This is a genomic window from Massilia sp. CMS3.1 (assembly GCF_051262535.1).
Lineage (GTDB): Bacteria > Pseudomonadota > Gammaproteobacteria > Burkholderiales > Burkholderiaceae_D > Telluria.
The window spans coordinates 1-23651 of sequence record NZ_JBIMES010000028.1 but is presented as its reverse complement, the minus strand read 5'-3'; the positions used below and the strand labels follow the sequence as shown (position 1 = coordinate 23651).

General features: G+C 59.2%; 21 protein-coding genes, 4 pseudogenes and 1 other annotated feature. Of the genes and pseudogenes, 6 read left to right on the top strand and 19 right to left on the bottom strand.

Annotated elements, in window-relative coordinates; all coding sequences use genetic code 11:
- The 7 genes and pseudogenes from ACHAC9_RS23245 to ACHAC9_RS23215 all read right to left on the bottom strand — a co-directional run.
- Nucleotides 1-543: ferritin-like domain-containing protein (locus ACHAC9_RS23245; protein ID WP_435763949.1), on the bottom strand; the 543-nt coding region annotated here is incomplete at its 3' end.
- Between the two features lie 83 nt (nt 544-626).
- Entirely contained in the window at nt 627-1085 is a 459-nt protein-coding gene (locus ACHAC9_RS23240; RefSeq protein WP_435763947.1) for a plasmid fertility inhibition factor family protein, read from the bottom strand.
- 108 nt (nt 1086-1193) lie between these two features.
- Nucleotides 1194-1490, bottom strand: coding sequence for a hypothetical protein (locus ACHAC9_RS23235; RefSeq protein ID WP_435763945.1), 297 nt, complete (start codon nt 1488-1490; stop codon nt 1194-1196).
- Nucleotides 1491-1789: 299 nt separating this feature from the next.
- A pseudogene (locus ACHAC9_RS23230) lies at nt 1790-1957 on the bottom strand (IS5/IS1182 family transposase); the annotation flags it as partial.
- 65 nt (nt 1958-2022) lie between these two features.
- Entirely contained in the window at nt 2023-3768 is a 1746-nt protein-coding gene (locus tag ACHAC9_RS23225; RefSeq protein ID WP_435763943.1) for a methyl-accepting chemotaxis protein, read from the bottom strand.
- Nucleotides 3769-3898: 130 nt separating this feature from the next.
- Nucleotides 3899-4537: a maleylacetoacetate isomerase gene (gene maiA, locus ACHAC9_RS23220; RefSeq protein WP_435763941.1), complete on the bottom strand. Its 639-nt coding sequence runs from the start codon at nt 4535-4537 to the stop codon at nt 3899-3901.
- Between the two features lie 20 nt (nt 4538-4557).
- On the bottom strand, nt 4558-5028 hold the full coding sequence (locus tag ACHAC9_RS23215; protein ID WP_435763939.1) for an MFS transporter: 471 nt from the start codon (nt 5026-5028) through the stop codon (nt 4558-4560).
- A 624-nt stretch (nt 5029-5652) separates the two neighbouring features.
- Between ACHAC9_RS23215 and ACHAC9_RS23210 the strand changes: the two genes are divergently transcribed.
- The gene (locus tag ACHAC9_RS23210) at nt 5653-6555 is read left to right on the top strand and encodes a LysR family transcriptional regulator (protein WP_435763951.1); all 903 of its coding nucleotides are present in this window, start codon (nt 5653-5655) and stop codon (nt 6553-6555) included.
- A gap of 268 nt (nt 6556-6823) precedes the next feature.
- On the opposite strand, the gene ACHAC9_RS23205 is transcribed toward ACHAC9_RS23210, so the two are convergent.
- Entirely contained in the window at nt 6824-7267 is a 444-nt protein-coding gene (locus ACHAC9_RS23205; protein ID WP_435763937.1) for a nuclear transport factor 2 family protein, read from the bottom strand.
- 52 nt (nt 7268-7319) lie between these two features.
- On the opposite strand from ACHAC9_RS23205, the gene ACHAC9_RS23200 reads away from it, so the two are divergent.
- Nucleotides 7320-8542 (top strand): IS3 family transposase gene (locus tag ACHAC9_RS23200; RefSeq protein WP_435763935.1). Its coding sequence is split into 2 segments (ribosomal slippage): nt 7320-7608 and nt 7608-8542, totalling 1224 coding nucleotides; the frame shifts between segments, so codons are not numbered across the junction.
- Nucleotides 7598-7714, top strand: a sequence feature (AL1L pseudoknot). Its footprint overlaps the gene before it by 117 nt.
- A gap of 38 nt (nt 8543-8580) precedes the next feature.
- Here the strand turns inward: ACHAC9_RS23200 and ACHAC9_RS23195 are convergent.
- The 8 genes and pseudogenes from ACHAC9_RS23195 to ACHAC9_RS23160 form a co-directional block, all read right to left on the bottom strand.
- A pseudogene (locus tag ACHAC9_RS23195) lies at nt 8581-9054 on the bottom strand (beta-ketoacyl synthase N-terminal-like domain-containing protein); the annotation flags it as partial.
- Between the two features lie 7 nt (nt 9055-9061).
- Nucleotides 9062-9666, bottom strand: a pseudogene (locus ACHAC9_RS23190) (3-oxoacid CoA-transferase subunit B).
- A complete protein-coding gene (locus ACHAC9_RS23185; protein WP_435763933.1) occupies nt 9647-10582 on the bottom strand; it encodes an XdhC family protein in 936 nt (311 codons plus the stop codon). The pseudogene ACHAC9_RS23190 and the gene ACHAC9_RS23185 overlap by 20 nt, the downstream one beginning before the upstream one ends.
- 26 nt (nt 10583-10608) lie before the next feature.
- Nucleotides 10609-12810 carry a xanthine dehydrogenase family protein molybdopterin-binding subunit gene (locus ACHAC9_RS23180; protein ID WP_435763931.1) on the bottom strand — a complete coding sequence of 734 codons (2202 nt, stop codon included), beginning with the start codon at nt 12808-12810 and terminating at the stop codon, nt 10609-10611.
- Between the two features lie 3 nt (nt 12811-12813).
- Entirely contained in the window at nt 12814-13809 is a 996-nt protein-coding gene (locus tag ACHAC9_RS23175) for an FAD binding domain-containing protein (RefSeq protein ID WP_435763929.1), read from the bottom strand.
- Nucleotides 13802-14431, bottom strand: a complete 630-nt coding sequence (locus tag ACHAC9_RS23170; protein WP_435763927.1) for a (2Fe-2S)-binding protein — start codon at nt 14429-14431, stop codon at nt 13802-13804. The genes ACHAC9_RS23175 and ACHAC9_RS23170 overlap by 8 nt, the downstream gene beginning before the upstream one ends.
- A gap of 185 nt (nt 14432-14616) precedes the next feature.
- Entirely contained in the window at nt 14617-15357 is a 741-nt protein-coding gene (locus ACHAC9_RS23165) for an SDR family oxidoreductase (protein WP_435763925.1), read from the bottom strand.
- A 197-nt stretch (nt 15358-15554) separates the two neighbouring features.
- Entirely contained in the window at nt 15555-16439 is an 885-nt protein-coding gene (locus ACHAC9_RS23160; protein ID WP_435763923.1) for an AraC family transcriptional regulator, read from the bottom strand.
- Nucleotides 16440-16612: 173 nt separating this feature from the next.
- On the opposite strand from ACHAC9_RS23160, the gene ACHAC9_RS23155 reads away from it, so the two are divergent.
- Entirely contained in the window at nt 16613-17641 is a 1029-nt protein-coding gene (locus ACHAC9_RS23155) for an aldo/keto reductase (RefSeq protein WP_435763921.1), read from the top strand.
- A gap of 8 nt (nt 17642-17649) precedes the next feature.
- Nucleotides 17650-18156, top strand: a complete 507-nt coding sequence (locus ACHAC9_RS23150) for a nuclear transport factor 2 family protein (protein ID WP_435763919.1) — start codon at nt 17650-17652, stop codon at nt 18154-18156.
- 49 nt (nt 18157-18205) lie between these two features.
- Here ACHAC9_RS23150 and ACHAC9_RS23145 read toward each other — a convergent pair whose 3' ends face one another.
- Together ACHAC9_RS23145 and ACHAC9_RS23140 are read right to left on the bottom strand one after the other, a co-directional pair.
- Entirely contained in the window at nt 18206-19501 is a 1296-nt protein-coding gene (locus ACHAC9_RS23145; RefSeq protein ID WP_435763917.1) for an alpha/beta hydrolase family protein, read from the bottom strand.
- A gap of 62 nt (nt 19502-19563) precedes the next feature.
- Nucleotides 19564-20295, bottom strand: coding sequence for an SDR family NAD(P)-dependent oxidoreductase (locus tag ACHAC9_RS23140; protein WP_435763915.1), 732 nt, complete (start codon nt 20293-20295; stop codon nt 19564-19566).
- 98 nt (nt 20296-20393) lie between these two features.
- On the opposite strand from ACHAC9_RS23140, the gene ACHAC9_RS23135 reads away from it, so the two are divergent.
- Both ACHAC9_RS23135 and ACHAC9_RS23130 read left to right on the top strand, forming a co-directional pair.
- The gene (locus tag ACHAC9_RS23135; protein ID WP_435763913.1) at nt 20394-20795 is read left to right on the top strand and encodes a winged helix-turn-helix transcriptional regulator; all 402 of its coding nucleotides are present in this window, start codon (nt 20394-20396) and stop codon (nt 20793-20795) included.
- Nucleotides 20796-21337: 542 nt separating this feature from the next.
- Nucleotides 21338-22279 (top strand): LysR substrate-binding domain-containing protein, encoded by a 942-nt coding sequence (locus tag ACHAC9_RS23130; RefSeq protein WP_435763911.1) that lies wholly within the window; start codon nt 21338-21340, stop codon nt 22277-22279.
- Nucleotides 22280-23211: 932 nt separating this feature from the next.
- On the opposite strand, the pseudogene ACHAC9_RS23125 reads toward ACHAC9_RS23130, so the two are convergent.
- Nucleotides 23212-23651 (bottom strand): annotated as a pseudogene (locus ACHAC9_RS23125) (hypothetical protein); the annotation flags it as partial.

Genomic DNA, 23651 nt, shown 5'->3' with positions numbered 1-23651 from the left:
CAAGCCCGCGTCGCCGAGATCGGCCGAGAGGGAGCCGATACTGTCGACGATCGCCTGATAGAGCTCCCCAACTGTCAGATAATCGTTGGGCATGTCTGTCACTAGGTCGGTGCGGTCCGAGTCGCGCGAATACACCGGTTTGTCGATGGTTCGTCCGTCGCGATCCACTGCCTCGCTGGGACGTTCAACATAAATGAAATGATCGAGAGTGGCGCTATCGAATGGGAGCAGAGCGACCGCTATGTCTGCTGGAAATTGACCTGCCGTAGCTGGAAAGTTGAAATGGCGGTAGTGTGGCCTCGACCCGACTGAGATCAGCAGGTTGTTAACAAGGGCAAGATGCAGCATTTCCTCCGTGGCAATCGCGACAATTTCAGCGCGCCAACGTTTTACCGCGCTGAACTCGTCTGGACTCAGATCTTCATCGAGACTTTGTTTGAGGGAAAAGGCTGCATATAAGTAGCTGCACATTAAGCAGTGCTCTATTTCGGCAGCCTCTGCAAGCATGCTGATTAGCTGATCACGGTGGGTGGCAGGGTTCAATGGGGGTTCCTAAAAATCTTGTTAGAAGGCGCTTGTCATGGGGTGTAATCCCTATCGCTAACGGTGACGGCGGCAATCACTGACTACGAAACCAAGTCGGCGATTTGCACGGGTCCGCCTCCGCAAATTTTAGCCAGTTCGTGCAAACGTGTTGCATCGCTTACCGGGCACTCGACAGGCGAGACCGCTGCACCAAGCGTGACAGCCATATTCGGGCCACGCCATTGGAAAACGCTAACCAAGGAAGTCCTTTCGAAAGCAACGAACAACCGCTCCGAAAAAATTAAAATGCAGCGGCGGCGCTGCGTGAGCTCCCTGTCGGCGAGTCCGCATTCGACTTTCGCCAAAGGAACCGGGTTTTCGGAACCACGAGCGAATCCATAACCTGCCCACCCATACTTGCGGTCTCTTATCCAAATGCTCGGAGAGCCTGCCGCATATCGCTGTGGGAGCTGTGAGGTTAGCGCCAAAGAGCTAGGAAACGCTCGCGTCGACCTCGACAACCGCCCTTTTCTCAGCGCTGTAGCTATGTCGTTCGGCACGCATGAAAACGTCCGGGCGCCCGGCAAAAGAGATACAGAATACCGCGCATTCGGTCGAGCTGTTATGCCTTTTTTCGTGCAGGGTATGCATTCAGACTCCCTCTATCCTTATCCTTTAAGCGGATATTTGCCCGTACGCGAGTCATCGAGGCTCGGTCCGATCCGATAGTGAACCCGCATCTCTGGGACGAGATTGACCAGTTCAAGAATTGTCATCCAAGATCTGCCATAACCTTTCGACAGTAAGCTTGCATGTGCTTGCTCAAGATCCGCCAATAGCATGGCAATTCGGTCAATAGTGCCGGCATGAAATTCGCAACCAATGCTCTCCGCCCGGAAGTGCGAAGCGTCACTAACGCAAGCTCCTTCTAGAGTAGTACAGGTCGTTTCGTCAACGATGTCCATCACGTTCCTACAGTTAATTGATCGGTCACTTGCGCTGTTAGGGAAGCGCTGAACTAATCAGTTTCCGATTGCTTCTGCCGTGATCTCGTAATTGCGGCGCGCAACAGCGAAATCTCGGTTTGGTGATGAGTCAGAAGGGAGAATTGATCCGTTTTTTGTACACAACCTGAGCGGTCACCCTCACAATCTTGAAAATATTGCGCTTACGATGCAGCGTTAATGCCCACCGCCCTGGGATGGCACGATAGTACGTTTCCAAGGGATTCGCGAAGGTCATACTTACAATATACCATAGATTAGACTGGTCGTCTACCGCGACCATCACCTTTCGGATAGTGCGGCAAAAGCGCCGCCACTAGGGCCGGCCACGGCGTCGCCGCGTCGATCTCGGCCAGGAAACGGTCGCGCCGCGTCAGCTTCTTCTTGCTGGCGAAATCGACGTCGGAAAAGCTCATTTGCTTCACCATGTAACTTGTGCGAATGCGATACGCCATCGTGCCAGCTCAGCTCGCTTCGGGCGAGACCTCGCGGATTAAATCAGTGTTTCTTTAGCAACCAGCGCTACGGGAGCATCCGTTGGGGTCTTGGTAGCGACGAGGCGCGGCACTGGTTTACCGAGAGCGGCCGCGTGCGCCGTTGGCTGCCGCGCAACGCTAGCTTCGACCATTGCTTCCTGACCCAATTTGAAGATATTGACTACGTCCGACAGGGCTGCAGCCTGCTCTCGCATCGATCCTGCCGCCGCCGCCGCCTCCTCTACTAGCGCAGCGTTTTGTTGGGTTACCTCGTCCATCTGCGAAATTGCCGAATTTATCTGCTCAATGCCCATGGTCTGATCTATTGTGGCCGAAGCGATCTCGGACATGATCTCGGTTACACGAGTAGTTGACTGCACGATGTTCGCAATGGTCACCCCGGCCTCGTTGACGAGCTTTCCCCCAGCGTTCACCTTTTCAACCGAATCGTTGATCAAGGTCTTAATTTCCTTGGCTGCTCCTGCCGAGCGCTGCGCTAAGTTGCGCACTTCCGCTGCCACGACCGCAAACCCACGACCATCTTCGCCTGCACGTGCCGCTTCCACTGCGGCGTTCAAAGCCAAGATGTTTGTTTGGAAGGCGATTCCGTCAATGACGCCGATGATGTCAACGATTTTTTTCGACGATTCATTAATCGAGGCCATGGTGTCGACTACTTGAGCCACCACGCTGCCACCTTTGACTGCAACCTCCGAGGCGGACACAGCCAGCTGGTTAGCCAGACGTGCGTTGTCGGCATTTTGCTTAACGGTGCTAGTCAGCTCTTCCATCGACGAAGCGGTTTCCTCAAGCGAACTCGCCTGCTCTTCGGTGCGTGAGGAAAGATCCAGGTTGCCAGCGGCGATCTGATTCGAGGCAGTGGCGATGGTATCGGTGCCCGAACGGACTTCTCCTACAATCTTCTGCAGGCTGGTGTTCATTTCTTTCAGGGCTGCTATCAGCAAGCCAGTTTCATCACTCGATTTGACCTCAATCTTGCTAGTCAGGTCGCCCCTTGCTACCGCCCTTGCGACGGTCAGTGCCACTCCCAGCGGCACCGATACGGTGCGTGCGATAAACAGCGCGATACCCAGACCCAGCATTAATGCCAAGCCAATCGCGATAAAAATCCAGATGCGTGCTTTTGAATATACTAAAGCCGCGTTGTTTGCTGCTACGTTGCTACCAGAGGAATTAATTTCAACCAGTTTAAGCATATCGTTGCTTGCAATATCAAAGAATTTTTGCGATGCGCCCTTCAACAAGGCTGCCGCTTCGACGTTCTGCTTTTTGCGGGAAATACTAAGCAAGGTTTTGCTCTCGCTAACGTAGGCACTCCAAGCCGCACTAAACTCATCGAAATACTGTTGTTCTTCAGGCGAGGAGATCAGCCTGACGTAGCTAGTCCGACTAGCCTCGATCTTCGCGCCTAATTCTATAATTTTCTTGTCAAGCGCAGCCATTTCCGAGTCGTCATTAGAGAAAACATGCTGGAGCTCAGCAATCCGGAAGTCGGAGGTATCGGTATTGATCTGCGAAGACAAAATGGCAGACGGCATCCAGTTCCAAGCGATTTCTTCGATTGATGCGTTAACAGCGCTGAGCCGGGAGACTGCAAACAGGCCGAGTGACGCGGTCAACGCTAAAATCAGTGAAAAGCTCAGTATAAGTTTCCTGGAAACTCTAAGATTGTTAAACCATTGCATTTTGCAAATCCTTTGTCGTTGAGCGGCTGCAAATTCTGGCATCACAGTGATGTGCATCGCTGGAGGTTCAACGCCATGAGGAATGGCGCCGATTTTGTCCCCATGAGTTTAGTGTTCGTCTATGCAGTCGTTGCTGTTTTCCACTACAAACGTGGCGGCTATTCGAGCCACCCGCGCAAGTCCTGCCTCAGGCGATATAGTCCGGCCGGTTCGGCGGCGCCGCGTCGATGAACGGCTGCTGGGATGTGCAAAAATCGTAAATTGTACGCACGCGCCCAAAACGCGACAGGTCGCAGCCCATGCGCATGGCGTTCGCGACCTGGGGTACCAGGCAACAGTCGGCCAGGGTCGGCGTATCGCCAACGCAGTAGGCGCTGCGGGGCCGTGCCGTGAGCAGGTTTTCCACAGCGGCGAGACCCTCGTCTACCCAGTGCTTATACCAATTCGATTTATCCGCCTCGCTCACCCCTAATGGGCTGCTGAGAGGTTTCAGTACCCGTATGTTGGCGATCGGGTGAATTTCACAGGCGATCGTCTGCAAAATTTCCAGCACGCGCGCCCAATTGATTGCGTCCAGCGGAACCAGGCAAGGTTCTGGCTGACGAGAGTCCAGATAGTCGATGATGGCAATCGACTGGGTTAGCTTGACGTCGCCGTCGATCAGGGTCGGCACAATCGCGGCCGGGCTCAGGGCACGGTATTTCTCCTTGCCCTGCTCCCCGCTACGCAGGTTCACGCCGACGTACTCATAGGGCAAGCCCTTGAGCGCTAGCGCGATTCGCACGCGGAACGAGGTGGAACTGTTGAAGAAGCTGTAGAGTTTCATATGGTTGCCGAGTCGAAATGTCAGGCAATGACAGCGCGTACCTGATGATAGGAATATTTTCCATACATGGCGAAGATCGCTACCGAGGCCAGGAGTGCTGGAATCGCCAGCATCAAAATGATGGTCGAGAAGCCCATTCCTGCGCCGAGCAATGCGCCGCCCATCATCGAGCCGAGAATGGCGCCGCAGGGCCCGATACCCAGTGCCCAGCTCACTCCGGTGGTGCGGTTGCTGGTCGGGTAGAACGACGCTACCAGCGCATTCGCGCCGATTTGCGAACCACTGATGCAAAAACCCACGCTGAACACGGCGACATTCAGGATCACAAGGTCGGTGTACCGATAACCGATCAGTGCGATGAAGAGAATGCTGACCAGGTAGGACATACCCAGTACCTTGTATGGGTTGAGCCGGTCCATTGCCCATCCAAGGGCGATTGCACCGACCGTGCCGCCCGCCTGGTACATGGCGGCGACTCGTGGTGCGTTCACCGTCGACCGCCGTATAGGCGCCCTCGCCGTCGAGCACCAGACGCAGCGCCAACTGGGAATGGCAATGCGCCGGCGCCACTTCGCCCGGCAGGATCAGCTGCAGGCCTGCATATAGCGACTGCGTAATCGACGATTTGCCTCGCATGGCAGGGTTTTCAAGCACCAGCACGCGGCGCTCAGCCTCGGCCGCGGTGATCAGGCGCCCTGCTTCCATGACGTGTTCACGCACGTCGGCATAGCGCCAAAGGGTCGGTTCAACTGGCGACGTTGGCGACTTTGGCACCAGGGCGCCTAGCACTTCCCACAGCGGGGTGAGGTGGTCGCCGCCAATACGGCGATAGTATTCCGCGCGCTTTTGCTGAACCTCTTCCGGCCCGGACAGCGTAGCAGTGGTTTGCATTTCCATTTCCCGTGCTCCTTTAGTTTGTACGCTGCCTCGGTATAGAAGGCGTCGACTCGCTCGTCCGTTCCGAAAGCCTTAGCTAGTTTTATTAGCTGGACAGGTGATCGCGCTTGTCTTCGAAAATTGGTGATTCGTTTAGTGGATTCGATTATAGGAAATAGAGTAAAATAAAAATACGAAATTCCGTGAATGCGCAATATTGATTTAGTGAATGTGACATGCTGAACCTGCGAGACATTGACTTGAACCTGCTCGTCGTTTTCCATCAACTGTTTAAAGAGAAAAGCGTATCGTTAGTGGCGGACAACCTCAGCTTGACCCAGCCAGCGGTAAGCAATGCATTGCGCCGACTACGTGCGATGCTGGGAGATGAATTGTTTGTGCGCACTGCGCGCGGCATGGAGCCAACTCCGTACGCAAGCCAGCTTGCCGAGCCGATCGCCAATGCCCTCGCGACAATCCGCGACACCTTGGAGCGCGAGCTTAAGTTCGATCCGGTCGCGAGTACGCGCAAATTCACGATCGCGATGACGGACCTGGGCGAAATCCACCTTCTGCCCAGACTTATGAGCCGTCTGGCCGAACTCGCACCGGGTGTCACCATCAGTACCGTACGCAATACCGCTGTTGCCCTGAGCGACGAGCTAGAAGCTGGCCGAGTCGATGTCGCCATCGGCCTGCTACCCCAACTGAAGGCAGGCTTCTACCAGCGCCACCTGTTCCGGCAACGCTATGTATGTATCTTCCGGGAGGGGCATGCGCTGGACAGGGAGTCGATGACGCTGCAGGACTTTGAGAGCGCCCAGCACATTGTGGTGGTGGCCGGGGCCACGGGGCATACAGTTGTTGATGACATTATCGCCAAGCGCGGCGTACGCAGGCATGTGAGGCTGAGCGTCCCGCACTTCGCCGCACTCGGGCATATCCTGGCTACTACGGACCTGATCGCAACGGTACCGGAACGCTACGTGCGCGAGAGCATGGCGCCCTTTAAATTAAAATTCCTGCCACTTCCGGTGCCGATTCCTGAGTTCGACGTAAATCTGTTCTGGCATGCCAAGTTTCACAAGGAGCCAGGAAATCAATGGCTTCGGGATGTGGTTGCGAATCTTTCCGTGACCTAATAGATCATGGGCCCTGCATGTATCCCTGCAGCGGCGGCTCGACTCGCTCCGCTTCAACGGATTAAGTCTAATGCCTCGTAATTGCATCAAGACGAAGCCGCCGGCACTGACGTAATCACCATCGGTCCTGACAGTCCAAATAAAGCAGCCGCTGCACGTGCTGTGCACAGCAGCTAAATCGTCCCAAGCGCGGTAACGCGCCTTATTTGCCTTTGCCTACTTTGAACGCTGGCGCAGCTGGATCGGTCTTTACCGTCCAGCTCCCGCTTTATCTAAATGAAGACGCTGACGCGTAGGTATCTTCCATGAACTGGAAGTAGCTTATCTTCCCGTTCTTTACCTTGGCATGAATCGAAAACGGCGAACGGAAAGACGTACCGACAGCAACCGAGCGGTAAGTGAAGCTGCCGAACACAGCGACGTCTTCGCCGGAACCGAACATGTCAGTGATTTTAAAGTCCTCAATTTTCCAGTACTTGGCAACGCGTGCGAAGATGCTGCTGAAGGCCTTTGGCCCGGTCGACGTACCGGCCCACGGTTCGATTCTCTTCAGCTCGGGATTGTCGAAGTTCAGTGCGATATATATTGCATCCGGTGCTACTAGCCGGTTAGCTGCGGCCTCGACCTTGTCGGGTGCTGTGTTTTCGAGAAAATCCTTGATCACATAAAGCGGCTCACGCGGCACTTTGCTCTTGCTGGCGGTCTGCGCCAAAGTGAATCGCCCCGGGTTTTGAGGAGGCTCCATTCTTTGAGAAAATGGAGCTATGAAAAAGCAACCCAAGTATTCCCCTGAAGTCATCGAACGCGCCGTGCGCATGGTCAGCGAAGCCGGCAGCCAGTACGAGTCGCAGTGGGCAGCGATCACGTCGATTTCCGCCAAGATCGGCTGCACCCCAGAGACGCTGCGCCGCTGGGTCCGCCAACAGGAGCGTGATACCGGCCAGCGGCCCGGGCCAACTACTGCCGAAGATGAGCGCGTCAAGGCGCTCGAGCGAGAAGTGCGTGAGCTGCGCAAGGCAAACGAGATCCTGCGCTTGGCGAGTGCGTTTTTCGCCCAGGCAGAGCTCGGCCGCCACTTCAAGTCGTGAAGGCTTTCATCGACCGGTACCGCCATGCCTACGGTGTCGAGCCGATCTGCAAGGTGATGCAGGTCGCGCCGTCTGGCTACTGGCGCCACGCTGCGCAGCAACGCAACCCGGCACTGCGCTGTGCCCGCACCCAACGCGACGACGTGCTGAGCGTCGACATTGAACGTGTCTGGCAGGCGAACCTGCAGGTCTACGGGGCTGACAAGGTTTGGCGCCAACTGAGGCGTGAGGGAACCGACGTGGCCCGCTGCACCGTGGAGCGCCTGATGCGCAAGGCCGGGATGCGCGGTGTCATGCGAGGCAAGGTTGTGCGCACGACGGTGGCCGACGCGAAAGCGCCATACCCGCTCGACCGCGTCAACCGCCAGTTCAAGGCCCCGCGGCCAAACCAGTTGTGGGTCAGCGATTTCACCTACGTGTCGACCTGGCAGGGCTTCGTCTATGTCGCTTTCGTGATCGATGTCTTCGCTCGGCGCATCGTCGGCTGGCGCGTCAGCAGCTCGATGCGGACCGACTTCGTGCTCGACGCCCTGGAACAGGCCCTGTACGCTCGTCAGCCCGAACGGAACGAGCTTGTCCACCATAGCGATAGGGGCTCGCAATACGTATCGATAAAATACAGCGAGCGCTTGGCCGAAGCGGGCATCGAGCCGTCTGTGGGTAGCAAAGGCGACAGCTACGATAATGCCCTGGCCGAGACGATCAATGGGCTCTACAAGGCTGAGCTGATCCATCGCCGCGCTCCCTGGAAGACGCGTGAGGCCGTCGAACTGGCCACGCTGGAGTGGGTGTCCTGGTCCAATCACCACCGCCTGCTGGAACCGCTAGGCTATATACCGCCAGCCGAAGCTGAGGCAAACTATTACAAGCAACTGAGCAGTCAAGCCGTCGCGGCCTGACTCACACTAACCGGCCTCCACGAAAGCCGGGGCGATTCATATAGCCGCTTCATATGTTCGTTCGGGAAGCGCCCACCAATCGTGGTGTCGTAGATTGTGGACTGTCGAGAGTAGGTGCTATCCGCCTTGCCCATCACAAATGGTGCCCGCGTCATCGACTCAATGCCACCGGCAATCATCAATTGTGTTTCGCCTGATTTGATGGCACGCGCAGCGATTCCTATTGCGTCCATACCGGAGCCACACAAGCGGTTAAGAGTAGTGCCCGCTACATCCGACGGCAGTCCGGCTAGCAGCGACGACATTCGGGCGACATTGCGGTTGTCTTCGCCGGCTTGGTTAGCGCAGCCGAAGATAACGTCGCCAAACGTGCTCCGGTCAACACTGGGATTACGTTTCATGAGTTCGCGCAGCGGTATCGCGCCGAGGTCGTCTGCGCGCAAGTCTTTCAGACTGCCGCCGTAGCGGCCTATCGGCGTGCGGATCGCGTCGACAATATATGCTTCGTTCATGTGATCTTCAATTCAGGGAGCGCAGCAGGGGTGCATCAGAGACTGCCTGCAGTTCGTCGAAAGTGAGGCCTGGCGCCATCTCGCACACCCTTAGTCCTTCTGGGGTTACGTCGAGCAGCTAGATCGGTATAAATGCGGTTGACGCAGGCCAGGCCGGTAAGCGGGTAGGTGCATTCGCGAACAATCTTGCTCTCTCCCGTCTTAGTCTGGTGGTCCATCATTAGGAAGTCTGTTTCGCGCCTAGTGCTAAGTCCATTGCCCCCCAACGGCTGGAATGGCGTCCGGTGCGCTAGTATGCCAATTGGCAAGATCACCTTTTTCCGAGACCTGAAATGCACCTAGCACGCAGATGTCGAGGTGGCCGCAGCGCATCATCGCAAACGAATCAGCGTGATGAAAATAAGCGCCACCGGTTATCAGAGTCACCGGCTGTTTGCCAGCGTTAATCAGGTCTTCGTCTTCCTCGCTGGACACAGGAGCCGGGCCTATGCCAAGCAGACCATTTTCACTGTGCAGGAAGACCTCGCGGGCTGCTGGAAGAAAATTAACGACTTTAGTTTGCTCGCCGATGCCTAGATTGACGTAGGCCCCCTCAAAGATGTCTGGCGGCAGTCAGTTGGGCCAGAATCGAGATCGCAATCTCTGAAGGCATTTTGCTGCCGATAAAGATACCGATCGGGGCATGCAGCCGTTGCAGCTGCAGCGCGCTGACATCGAACTGCAGCAGCCTTTCGCGACGCCGCTCGGTATTTGCGCGCGAACCGATCGCCTCTACATAAAAGGCTTCCGAACGTAGTGCTTCCATCAGCGCCAGGTCGTCCAGCTTCGGGTCGTGGGTTAGCGCTACCACGGCCGTTCGCGCGTCCACGCGCTCCGACAAAACCCAGTCGTCCGGCATGACGTGCACGATGTTCACCCCTTTCACATTCCAGCCCGAGCGGTATTCTTCACGCGGGTCGCACACCAGTACCTCGTAGTCGAGCATAACGGCCATCCGGGCGACGAGTTCAGACAATTGACCGGCGCCGATGATCATCAGGCGCCAGCGGGGACGGTAGTTCTTAACGTTGCATTCCGAAGTTCGATGCCTGCTTCCTCGTGCCTGGCTTCGAAGACGACGGCGACGCCGGTATCGAGATCGAGCCGGCGAGCGGCGAGCATTTTTTCTCCAGATACGCCAGGACCTCGCTAATTCCGCTCCCTTCGTCAAGGGTTCGCACACCAGCCGGATGGTTCCGCCGCCGGGCAGGCCAAAGCGGTGGGCGTCTTCCGCCTGTATTCCGTAAGTGAGCAGTTCCGGGCGGTCCCGCGGGAAGCCGCCGCGCCTAGTCCATTCGATCAGATCGTCTTCAATGCAGCCGCCGGACACCGAGCCCGTGACCCGCCCATCGGCGCGAATGACCATCATCGCCCCTTCCGGCCGCGGGCTCGATCCCCAGGTCTGGACGACGGTGACCAGTTGGCAGACCAAGCCGTGGTCGATCCACTGCGCCGCGGCCTTCAACACTGCCACATCCATACTGTCCATCGTCGCCTCGCATTGTTTGGTCGATCTCAAGCCGCAAACATATCGTCAAGCATGAGTGGCAGCTTTCGGATGCGTTTTCCGGTCGCATGAAATACCGCGTTGACGATGGCAGGCGCTACCCCGACCATCGCGACCTCGCCCAGCCCTTTCACGCCCAGCGGGTTGAGCCTGGGATCGGCAATGTCGACGAAACCGACATTGATTTCGCCAATGTCTGCCGCCACCGGAACCACATACTCGGCCAAGTCGGTGTTGAGGAATCCTCCGTAACGCGGGTCGACCTCGCTCATCTCGCGCAGGGCGGCGCCGATTCCCCATACCACGCCGCCCTCGACCTGGCTGCGCGCAGTGTTCCTGCTCACCACCGTGCCGCAGTCGACAATACTGACGACGCGCGGCACGCGGATGCGCCGGGTGGTCGGCTCGATGCGCACCTCGACGAAATGCGCGACATGGCTGAATGCCACGAATTCCGGGTACACGGGGCCAACTCCACTAGGCAGGCCGCCGGTCAGGCGCGTGTAGATCTGCTCGGGCTGGCCATGTCCGCGCCCCCGGCTTTCGCTTTCAATAAAGGGGCGACCCGACGCTTTCAACAAAGCAATCGCTGAACCATCTTTTGCGGCCCCCGGAAGTTGGCGCAATTCCGCCAGCAGTTGCTTGCATGCCTGATGGACAGGAGGCAGCACAGTCGCCGTGCCCCAGGACCCCGCGGTAAGATGTTGAGGCGCAGCGCGCGTGTCGCCCAGCAATACCGCGACCGCACCCACCGGCACCCCAAGCGCACGCGCCGCGGTGTAAGCGATCGCGCTACTCATACCCTGCCCCATCTCATGCCCGCCGACCGCAACCTGCACGGCGCCGCTGGCATGTATGCGGACCTTGGCAATCGCCGGCGCCATGGCCGCCTTGTAGGCGCCGGTCGCAACGCCCCAGCCAATCAAATTTCCCTGGGGGTCGCGCATCGAACCCGGCGCCATGGTACGCCGGCTCCAGCAGAACTCCTCCGCGCCCTTGCGCAGACAAGTGGCGATGTGACGCGACGAAAAGGGTTTGCCGGTGATCGGGTCCTGCGCCGCGTCGTTATCGAGCCTGAGCTTGACCGGATCCACTCCTAGGGCATACGCCATCTCGTCAATCGCCGATTCGAAGGCGAAAGCGGCGGCGTGTTCCGTCGGTGCGCGCATGTAGCCGGGGGTCTGGACATCGGTCCTGACCAGCCGCTCGATGCCTTTGAAGTTGGCGATTCCGTACAGCCGCGCCGTCATGTCGGTGCCGAACGAGGGAAACGCATCATGGCGCGAGGTTTGCTGATCGGTCTGGTGAATCGCGGCAGTGAGCTTGCCCTTGCTGTCGGCGCCGAGCTGCACACGGTGCCGGCTCGCTGGCCGGAACGAGGCCGTGTGAAAAAGTTGACTGCGCGTCAAGACAAGCTTGACTGGCAAGCCGAGCCTGCGTGCAGCGATGGCCACCAAAACAGTGTGCGATTGCAGGGAGTTTTTTTGCCCGAATCCTCCACCCACGTTGGGCGACACCACCTGGATCAGCGAAGCGTCCATGCCCAGCTGCTTGGCAAGGCCATGACGCAGGCCTTCCGCGTTCTGGGTCGGCTCCCAGATCGTGAGTTTATCGGCCGTCCACTCCGCCACTGTCGCAACGAGCTCTAAAGGATTCTGGTGTTGCGTCGGCAGCAGGTAGGTGAAATCGACGGTATGCGCGGCGCTTTTCATTGCCGCGTCGGCGTCGCCGGCTTTCTTGTCTGCGAACATCGGGTTTGGCAGGGAGGCCTGGGCCAGGGTCTGCACACCCGGCGAATCGATGTTCGCGCTGAATGGCTTCGCGTCGTAGTCGACCACGACCGCGTTCGCTCCCTCCCGCGCAGCGTCCGGCGAGCTGGCGATGACCAGGGCAAGCGCTTGGCCGCGGTACGCGATCTGCGCCGAACGCATCGGCTGAAAGCTTTGAAAACCAAAACCGCCGCCCATGATGAAGCCGCCACTTTCAAATGGCCCGATATTCTCGTGTGTCAGAACAAGCTGCACCCCTGGCACCTTCATCGCAGCGGTGGTGTCGATGCGGCGCACCTCACCGCGGGTGATCCGCGATGGCACGATCGCGCCGTGCAGCAGATTGCGACGCGCGTCATCGGCTGCATACCGGGTCCTGCCGCGTACTTTGTCTTGCGCACCGACGCGCTGGTCCTGCAGGTTTGTGTCCCGTTTTCTCATGATTCAGCTCCTGTCTTTCGCCAGCATCAGCGCATCGATGACCGTCTCGATGCCCAGCGCTATCTTGTATCGGTTGTGCTGGAGCGGCACCGCTTCGGCAAAGGCAATTTCTGCTGCTCGCCGTGCAGACTGACGCGTCAGCGGTTTCCCGATGAGGCTGCGCTCCGCCGCGCTTGCGCGCCAGGGACGGGTGGCGACGCCACCCAGGGCGATTCGTACGTCCACCACCTCGTTGGCTGCCAGGTGCACGCCGCAGGCGGCCGACGCGAGCGCAAACGCATAGGATTCGCGGTCCCGGATCTTGTGGTAAGCCGATGCACGACCTGCCGGCGTCATCGGAATCTCGATCCGGACAATCAGCTCGTCCGGAGCCAGGACATGTTCGATCGCCGGCGTCGAGCCGGGTACGACATGGAGGTCGCGCACGGCGACGAATCGCTGTCCGCGCGGACTGATAGTTTCAATGACTGCGTCGAAGGCGACCAGGGCGACTGCCAGGTCGCCAGGGTAGACTGCCGCGCATGCCGAACTCGCCCCCAGGACGGCATGGGCGCGGTTCGCCCCGCCAATCGCCGAGCAGCCACTGCCGGGCGCGCGTTTATTGCACGCGAATTCGGGACTGCCCCTGAAGTAGGGGCAACGCGTGCGTTGCAGGAGATTGCCGCCGATGGTTGCCATGTTGCGCAGCTGCTGCGATGCTGCTTTCCACAATGACTCCGAAATCGCCGGGAAATTCTGCTTCAGCATGGCATGCTCTGCCAGGTCGCTCATGGGCACGAGGGCGCCCACGCGAATGCCCCCTTTGGGTGAGACATCGATGCCACGCAGTTCTTCGATGCCCGTGATGTCGACGACCGTCTGGGGTGCTTCCACGCCCAGCTTCATCAGATCGTACAGCGTCGTGCCGCCGGCGAAGTAGCGTGCGCCGGGTTGGCTGGCGGTGAGCATTGCAACGGCATCTTTTGCCGAGTCCGGACGCAAATAGGCGAAATTACGCATGCGATCGACTCCTCATTTCAAGGGCGGCCTCGCGGATCGCCGCGAGGATGCCCGCATACGCGCCGCAGCGACAGATATTGCCGCTCATGTATTCGCGGATTTGCTCGTCGCTCGTGGCATGCCCTTCCTTGACGCACGCGATCGCCGCCATGATCTGTCCCGGCGTGCAGTACCCGCACTGCAGCGCATCATGTTTGATGAAAGCTTGCTGCATCGGATGCAGTTGCCCGGTGCGCGTCTCAATTCCTTCGATCGTCGTCACGGATTTGTTGTGCACCTTGACCGCCAGGGTCAGGCAGGAGGCAACGCGTCGACCATCGACATGGACCGTGCAGGCGCCGCATTGTCCGTGGTCGCAACCTTTCTTCGCGCCCGTGAGCTGTAGTTGATCGCGCAGGACGTCAAGCAAGGACGCACGCGGCTCCAGGGTCAGGGAGTGCTGCTTGCCGTTCACCCGAAAGCGCGTGTCCGTCGCGCTCGTACCCGGATTGCCGCCGACTGCGACGGCGCAACCGGCTACCGACGTGGCAGCTCCGGCCGAGGCCACACCCAGCATGAACGTCCGTCGTTTCAGGGTGAAGTTCGATAGCCCTTCGGCCGCTGAATCATCAATTTCTGCCATGTGCCGCTCCTTCAAAAAATTAGGCCGGATTCATCCGGACGACAGGGTCGCGTTCGATGAAATGAAATTCGAGCAAGCGACTGCGGCGCCGTTCCGGTTTGTGGAAATCGCCATGACCAGACCGCATTGATCCGTCTCTGCGGACAGCCACCTGGCGGCGGCTGTTGTTGCATGGGAGGGATTTGTTAGACGATGCCACCATTGGCGCGCAGGACCTGGCCATTGATCCAGGCGCCATTGGGTCCGGCGAGGAAGGCGACGGCCCCTGCGATGTCGTCCGGCTTGCCGAGGCGATTGAGCGGTACCAGGCTGGCGAGGCGATCGATCAGGTCCTGCGATTTACCGTTGAGGAAGAGCTCGGTGGCCGTGGGCCCGGGCGCCACCGCATTGACCGTGATATTGCGCGAGCCCAGCTCCCTCGCCAACACCTGGCCGAGCGCTTCGACCGCCGCCTTGGTCGCAGCATAAGCGGCATAGCCGGGATGGTAGAGGCCGACGATGCTGGTCGACAGGTTGATGATGCGCCCGCCCTGACGCATGCGGCGGGCCGCTTCGCGCATGGTATTGAAGCCGCCTTTCAAGTTCACCGCGATTTGGCGCTCGAACATCGTGTCGTCGGTCTCCACCAGGGGGGCCAGTTCCATGATGCCGGCGTTATTCACGAGAACATCGACCCCGCCAACTGCATCCTGCGCGGCATCGAACATGCGCGCTACCTCGCCGGCGTCGCTGACATCAGCCTGGGCCGTGACAGCGCGGCCACCGAGCGTTTCGATCTTCCGCACCAATGCTTCAGCGGCGCCGGCATTGGCCGAGTAGTTGATGAGGACCCTAAATCCTTGTACTGCGAGTCGTTCGGCGATTGCTGCGCCAATACCGCGCGACGCGCCGGTAACGATGGCGATTTTTTGATTTGATTTGATCATGCTGGTCCCCGTTTCGTGCGCCGCGTCGGAGCACGGCGGGCAGAAACACTATATTTGGAAACAACAGTGCGATAAAGGTCGTGGAATTAACTTCACTGTTCAATGGGCCGATACAATCAATATGACGTATGGACCGCATTGGACACTGGGGCAACACTGCCGCGTGCTACATGCAAGGACGTAGCGCCGGCGTTGCGCTAAGCGACACGCAGGCGCGCGACATCCCTGGCTGGGGGTGTGCCAAACATCTGGGCGTAGTCGCGGCTGAACTGCGACGGGCTTTCGTAACCTACGCGAAAGCCAGCAGAAGCCGCGTCCACCGCCTCGGCAAGCATCAGACGGCGCGCCTCGTGTAAACGCAATTGCGTGCGAAATTCCAGTGGACTCATCGAGGTGATTGCCTTGAAATGGACATGGAAACTCGACCGGCTCATGCAGGCGATATCGGCCACCTCGTCGATCTTGCACGCTTGCGTATAGTGTTCGCGAATCCAGAGGATTGCACGCGCAACCTGGTTGAGCCGGCTATTGCCCTGCGCCATATGCCTGACAGTTCTGTTCCCTGGACCGGTCAACAGCCGGTAAAGGATTTCGCGCATGATCAGCGGAGCAAGGGCCTCGATGTCCCCCGGCGTGTCTAGCAAGGCCGCCAGCCTTACCGTGGCGCCCAGCAGTTCGGGCGTGGTGCCGGTGAGCGCGATTCCTCCAGGCGACAGCTCATCCTGGTCGACCGGCATCGCATGGCGGAGCGCCAGTTCGCTCAACTGCGCCAGGTCGAGGTCGATACGCAGGCACAGGTAAGGACGCGCGGCGCTGGCTTCGATCACCGAACCAATCAACGGCAACTCCACTGATGCAAGCAGATATTGTTCGGCGTCGTAGACATAGGTGCTGGTATTAAGCACCACCTGCTTGCGGCCTTGCGCAACCAGACACAGCGTTGGCCTATAAACGACAGGCATCGGCGTGGTCGGCGCGTCTGCGCGTATCAGGCTGACCCCAGAGATGGCGGTGTCGACAATGCCGTTGCCAAGGGCGTGGCGGCCAATAATGCCGGATAAGGAAGCGAGAAGGTTTTTCATACCAATAGTCCGAAGGGAGTCGTACGATCGTGCAAGCATACAGGACTTCCCTTCTAACGTTCGCCTCCCGCCCGCCACCACAATACTCCCATGTTTCGTTAACGGGAAAACACAGCATGCACGTCTTAAACAGTCTTAAACAGTACCGGTTGCTGGGACGCTCTGGATTGCGGGTGTCTCCCCTTGCCCTCGGAACGATGACCTTCGGGTCCAGCTGGGGCTGGGGTGCCGATGAAGCGGAAGCGCGTCGGATCTTCGATACGTACGTCGACCAGGGCGGCAATTTTATCGATACCGCCGTCAATTACACCGGAGGCGAATCCGAGCGGATCCTGGGCGGTTTCATGAAGGGCAAACGCGACAGTATTGTCCTGTCGACGAAATTTACCATGGCCAGGCAGGCAGGCGACCCCAATTCCGGCGGCAATCACCGGATGAACATGGTCCGCTCTGTGGAGACTAGCCTTCGCCAGCTCGACACGGACCGGATCGAGCTGCTGCACCTGCATGCATGGGATTTCACAAGCTCCCCCCATGAAGTGATGCGGGCGCTGGACGACCTGGTGCGCGGTGGGAAAGTCCTCTATGTTGGTATCTGCAACACCTCGGCCTGGCAAGTTGCTCAATTGCAGACCATCGCAGAGTTGCGTGGATGGACGCCACTGACGGCGCTGCAAATCGAGTACAGCCTCGTTGAGCGTACCGTCGAGCACGAGCTGATGCCGATGGCGCGCACCCTGGGCCTGGGCGTGATGCCATGGTCCCCGCTGGGTGGCGGCATCCTGACCGGGAAGTACAGTCGTAGCGACCTGAACGAAGCCAGCAGCGCCCACGTTGCGCCGACGCGAAAAGGCGTCATCGCATCCTCCGGGCACATGAACGAGCGTTCCCTCGACATCGCCGCGACAGTGGGCCGCGTTGCAGACGAACTGGGGGCGACGCCATCCCAGGTTGCGCTGGCCTGGACCCTGTTGAACCCGGCCGTGGTCGCGCCGGTGATCGGGGCGCGCACCCTGGCCCAGGCAGAAGACAACCTCGGCGCCCTTGGCCTGCGCCTGGAAGACCAGCACATCGCCGAGCTCGACGCATGCAGCAGCCCTGAACCGATTTTCCCGGCGCGCTTCGTGGAGCGCCCGCTTGTGCAACAGCTGATCTTCGGCGGCGCCGCCGTCCAGCTTCCAACCATCAGGAGTCAAGCATGAATCCCGTCATGAAAAAAATTTCTGTGCTGGTCCTAGCCTCCATCGCCGCCACGAATCCTCTAGCCGCGCCAAGCCAGGCGCAGACGACCGCGGCGCGGGGCACTGCGCTGGAAACCGCCAAGAACCGCGCGTTCATTGCCGGGGCGTTTGCCAAATGGGCTGCGGGCGGGCGAACGTTTTTTGACGACGTGCTGGCGCCGGACGTGGTGTGGACGATCAAGGGCACTAGTCCGGTTGCAGGCGCCTACCGCGGGCGAAAGGAATTCATCGACCGTGCCGTCACACCGTTTGCAGCCCGCCTTGCCGCGCCAATCAAGCCGACCGTGACGAATATCTGGGCCGAGGGCGACCAGGTCGTGGTGCAATGGGACGGCGCCACGACGACGAAAGACGGCAATCCCTATGCGAACAGCTATGTGTGGATTTTTCGGATGGCCAACGGGCGCGCCTCCGAAGTGACTGCCTACCTCGATCTGGTGGCCTACGACACGGTCCTGAGCCGGCCGCCGAAATAGCATGCGCTTGGCTGCGCCGCGAGGACGATGCGCGGGCTTCGGCGAGCGCTCATCGCGCGTCTTTCACGCCGGCGCGCCGACGCTCGCCCGGCGCAGGGGCTTGCCCGAACTGGCGCGTCAAGAATCTCTGCACGTCGGCGTTGGAACGTCGAAGGATGCTGAAATGGTCGGCGCCCGGGTAGCGTTTGTACTTGACCGGCGCGCCCGTCGCGCTCAGCTTCGCGACGAAACGGCTGGTAATCGGCTCCAGCACGAACGGGTCTGCCGTACCTTGCAGCACTAGGGTCGGCAGGCGCAGGGTGAAGCCCGGAGTGGCGTAGGGATCGTTGGCTTCTAGGAAGGCTTTCATCTGCGGCTGTGTTTCCCAGCCGGCCTTGAGGCCCGCGAATGACTTGCCTTTTTGTTTGACGGCGGCGTCGATCAAGCCTATTGCCTTCACCGAACAGGCGGCGCGGAAATCGGACAAGGTGCGCACCAGGTCCGGACCCATCACCGCCGACGGATCGAAGTCGGGCGATTGCGCCATCAGGCCGGTCGCCATGAGCGCCACCTGGAATTGTTCCATCATGCGCGCCGTATGCGTGGCGCCCGCACTGCCGGCCGCACGAGACTGCCGGCCGAAGCTGGCGGCAGTCTCGGCGATCGACGTGTACGGAACCGAGGCTACGGTTCCCACCAGCTGTAATTCGGGTGCTTCTCCCATGCGTGATTCGACACTGAGCACTGCGTGGCCGCCGTCGGAATGGCCGAACACCGCCATCCGGTGCGACAGCGAGGGCTCAGCCTCACGCGCGGCGCGCACGCCGGCGATCAGCGATCGCGCCAGACTGGACGCGCTGTAATACGGGTAAGCTACCGTGGCCACCGGGCCCAGTCCTTCGAAGTCAGGCGCGACGACCACGTAGCCGGCGTCGACCAGCGTGCCGATCTGATACACATAGTCGCTCTTGAACCCGTCGCGGGTCAGGCCGCCGTCAAGTTCCGGCGACAGACTCGGCGCGCACGTTTTCAAACCCGGCGTCGTGGTGCCGTGGGCCCAGGCGACGACCGGCCAGCCGCCTGCCGGCGCGGAGCCTCTTGGGACGAAGAGCAGGCTCGACGCCGGCGTGGGCGTGCCGGCGATACCCGGCATGGAGTGAACCAGCAGCGTCACCGCGGCATTAATGCCGGCTGGCGCTTCGTGCGGGCTGGACGATACGAGCGTCGGCGCCGGCGAGGCGGTGCGCTGGGCGGCCTGGGGCGCGCCCGGAGAGGCCATCCCCAGCGCGAGGGCGATGGCGATGGCGCTGCGGGCCAGCGGGGCCGGGACGGCGGAACGGGAGGTGCAAACCTGTTGGATGGTCATGAGATGGGTCCAATAAAATGGGTAAGTAGAGTCAACGAATGGGCGACGCAGGCGCGCTTGTCCTAGACCTGGACCATGCCGCCGTCGATGCACAATTCGGCGCCGGCGACAAAGCTGCTCTGGTCGGACGCAAGAAACAAGGCAGCTGCCGCCACCTCTTCCGCCTTGCCAAGGCGGCCAAGAGGAATACGGGCGGTCAACGCGCTCCTGACTTCGTCGCTGACGTCGTCGAACATCGCGGTATCAATCGGCCCGGGGCTGAGCGCATTGACACGGATGCCGCGTTGCGCCAGTTCCCCCGTCCAGGTACGCGCAAACGCGCGCAGCGCGGCCTTGCTCGCACCGTAAGCGCCATAGCCGGTCGTCCCGATAACGCCGGCGATCGAGCCGATCAGGACCACTGTGGCGCCCTGACCCATCAGCGGCAGCGCCGCCTGCACGGTAAAAGCCGCGGCCCGGGTATTCAGGTCGAAGGTCTGGTCGTAGTGCAGCTCGGTGGTGTCGGCCAGCGTGGCGTAGTCGGCCCTGCCGGACGAGGTCACGAGAATGTCGAGCCGGCCGTGGCTTTCCTGGATGCCGGTGACGATGCGGGCCAGGTCGGCCTGGCTGGTGACATCGGCCTGAATGGCCCGCACCTTGCCGCCGATTCGGGCGACTGCCTGCGCCAGCGCTGCCTGGCGCCGTCCAACAATGAACACTTCGGCGCCTTCAGCGACGAAACGCTGGGCGATCGCCAGGCCGATGCCACTGTTGCCACCAGTAACGAGTGCGATTTTTCCATTTAGTTGCGACATTTTCTGATCCTCATGACGTGAAGGCCAGATGGTATACAGGTTATACTTGCTGTCAATTAGGTACCTGCAGTCGCCCAGGTTTACACAAGGAAACCACCATGGCCAGTTTTGAAGAACCCACTTTTGCCGCTGCGTGCGCGACCCGGCCGATCCTCGACCAGCTGGCCAACAAATGGTCGGTCATGATTCTGAGTGTGTTATGCGAGCGGCCGCAGCGCTTCAACGTGGTGCGCCGACGGCTCGAAGGAATCACGCAGAAGGCCCTCACCCAGGCTCTTCGGCGCCTTGAGCGTAACGGCCTGGTGCGGCGCCGCGTCATTGCCGATTCGCCGGTGGCGGTCGAGTATTCGATTACCTCGCTCGGGCGGTCCCTGCAGCAGTCGTTCCAGGCGGTGTACCAGTGGGCGATGGATCATTGCGCCGAGCTGGAAAAGGCGCAGCGCGACTTCGATAGCCGCCACCTCGGGGAAACCATCGATCACGAGGATGAGGCAGGCTAATGACCGGGCGCGAGATGCGCAGCGCGTTGGGTTTGCAGTAGGTGATCTCTCTTCGGCCCTCGGTTGACTGTACTAAGGTTTGTGCATAACGCAATCTTCCACAATGGGCTTCGACCGCATTGCGCACACAGCGCGAACCGATGATAGAGCAGTGCCTGGCAAGCCTAAAGGCAGCCGTAGCTGTGGCACAGCGCTACGGCTCTCGCATGAAGGATATTCTTGCACCGATGGAACAGCAGTGGGTGTGGGCGCCGCGTCGCCAGAATGAGCAGCATTGACCACCATGCCGTATCCGCGCCTTCAGCCATGTCGTCGAGGGGCGGGGCTTTGAAACGCTGCACAGCGGATGCAGCTACCCGGCTCTGGGAGCACGTGCACTGTGTCCTGCGCGCCGGCCTGTTGGAGGACAAGGCGCAGGCTCAACGAAGCTTTTCATTCCTGACAAACGCGGTCGCAATGTGGCTATACTAGGGCTCGCGCACCGCGCCGTTTTCCTATTTCCACAACGCGCTGCGACAGCATTGCGCAGACAACGTGAACCGATGAAAAACCTGCCCCTGGCCGACCTCGAGGCATTCGTAGCGGTGGCGCGCCATCGTAGCTTTCGCAAAGGGGCCCTCGAACGCCAAGTCTCACCTTCGCTGATCAGCCAGCGCATTAACGCTTTGGAAGCGCAGCTCGGCGTCAGGCTGCTCCACCGGACCACGCGCAGCGTGATGCCGACGCATGAAGGTGAAGCCTTGCTAGCTGCTTTAATGCCCGCACTGCAAGAAATCGCCGATGCCGTCGAGCGGCTTGACACGCAGCGCGAGCAGATCTCCGGCACGCTACGCATTAGCGCGCCGCAACCGGTCGTTCATTACATTCTGGCCCCGCTGGTTGGCCATTTCCTGCGCCGCTATCCGCACGCTGAACTTGATATCGTTGCAGAAGACGCGCTAATTGACATCATCGGCGACCGCTATGATGCGGGCGTGCGCTACGGCGAAAGCCTGGCGCCTGGCGTGATCGCAGTCCCGCTCGTGGCGGAATGCCGGATGATCGCGGCAGCTTCCCCTGCTTTTGTCGCGCTGAACTGCATGCCAGGACATCCGGACGACCTGGCCAGTCTGAGCCTGATTCGGCACCGGTTCCAGAGTTCGCGCGTCCTGAACTGGGAATTCGAAAAAGACGGCATGAAAATCGTCGTCGTCCCATCGGGCCCCCTCACCACCAACGATCCAATGCTTGCCGTGCGCGCGGCCATCGACGGCGCCGGGGTTGTCTTCGAATTCGACAGCTATCTTCAGCACGCGATCGATGACGGGCTGCTCGTCCCGGTATTGTCGGATTGGTGCCCATCTTTTCCTGGGCCCAGTCTGTACTACTCTTCGCGTCGGCACATGCCTGCGGTACTACGCGCCTTTATCGACTTCGTGCGGGCCGAATCGATGATCGGGCAGACATCTAGCCATGGAGTTATTGCGCGCGCCGCATTGCCGTGATAAGCAGTTTGTTTGCCCCTCGCGACCTCTAATTAGTGGAGTCAGAATGGACCAGTTCTTTACCCGTTTTTTACCTGCCAAGTGGAACAGTCAACCGGAACGGACTTTATTAATGCCCGTAGCGAACGAACATTTACGCAATAACAATAGAGATGACGCAAGCTATCACCGTGCTTAGACACGGAGAAACAAGTATTCCGTCGAAGCGATATGACGTTATTCCCATAATGTCAGATGTCTGTTTAGCCTTTGCATAAAGTCGACAATATGGTTTCTATTGTCGAGTTAGCAATAGTTCCTTACCAACGGCGTTTGGAAGCGAGCGCCGTCTCATCGTGCGGTGTTATTAACCCACGTGCGGTGGTTCTGTCGCGTTGGCTGAGCAGTTGCCCTGATGAGGTAGACTGTGGCGCCATAAATCGTGGCAGTCTGAGATGCTATTACGCCGAAACAGAAATTGGCACTCGCCGCTTAACCTCTACTTTTAGCATGCTCTAAAAGTGGGGGGATTACCGAAAGTTCTTACAGATACTTCTAGGGGCTCAATGTGTCGAAACTACTGGGCGGGATAAGACCTTGAAATCTTTTCGTTATTTCGACTTGAACGAGACGCGGTATGAAATTTGGTCCATACGCCATGAAGACTACGTGCACATTACAAAGATGATCATGGAAAATTCCAGCACAAGTATGCCTCCCCGGCGAAGCGATAGACAACAGGACTCTTCTATCAATTTCCCGTTGGTCGGATTAGCGATGATCGTCGCAAGTGCCGGCGCGGGCTACGGGGTCCTCTACTACCTTTTGAGCTAGATAGTGAGCAACCAAGGGGAATTCAATTCGAACACTAGCCGCTTTCTACAGCCGAGCTCGAAAGTAAAATCGACATTACCAATGATATTGTCGAGTTCTGCTCGCTAGCCTTGCGAGACTCAATAAGGATTAGGCGCGACAGGAACTCGCTTATAAATACCATGTTCAGTAAGAAGGCAGGTAAAACCATGCATAATGTTGGGAACTATTGGGGCTGACGATACGTCTAGCTGCAAGATACCAAAATTGCACAGACTTTCGGCGAACAGCTTGAGCGCTCTCTTGCGTAGAGCACTTCCATAGTCGCCTAGCCTACGCTGGCAGATTACCAAGTGGCACTCATTGAACGACGAATCGGTGCTCAGATCGTGTTGGCTCCACACAATGTGCTGACGAAGCCTGTCTTGTAAGACATAGCCCCCAGCATCCTGCTCAACATAGTTGCAGAGTGGCGCGCTTGCGCCTCCCCGCATATGTTGCTGATCGCGTAAGGCGAATTCGGTCGAGCCCAGGCGCAGCGATGCTGCCCGGCTCAGCGTCTCCTCGTTCGCGTTTGTCA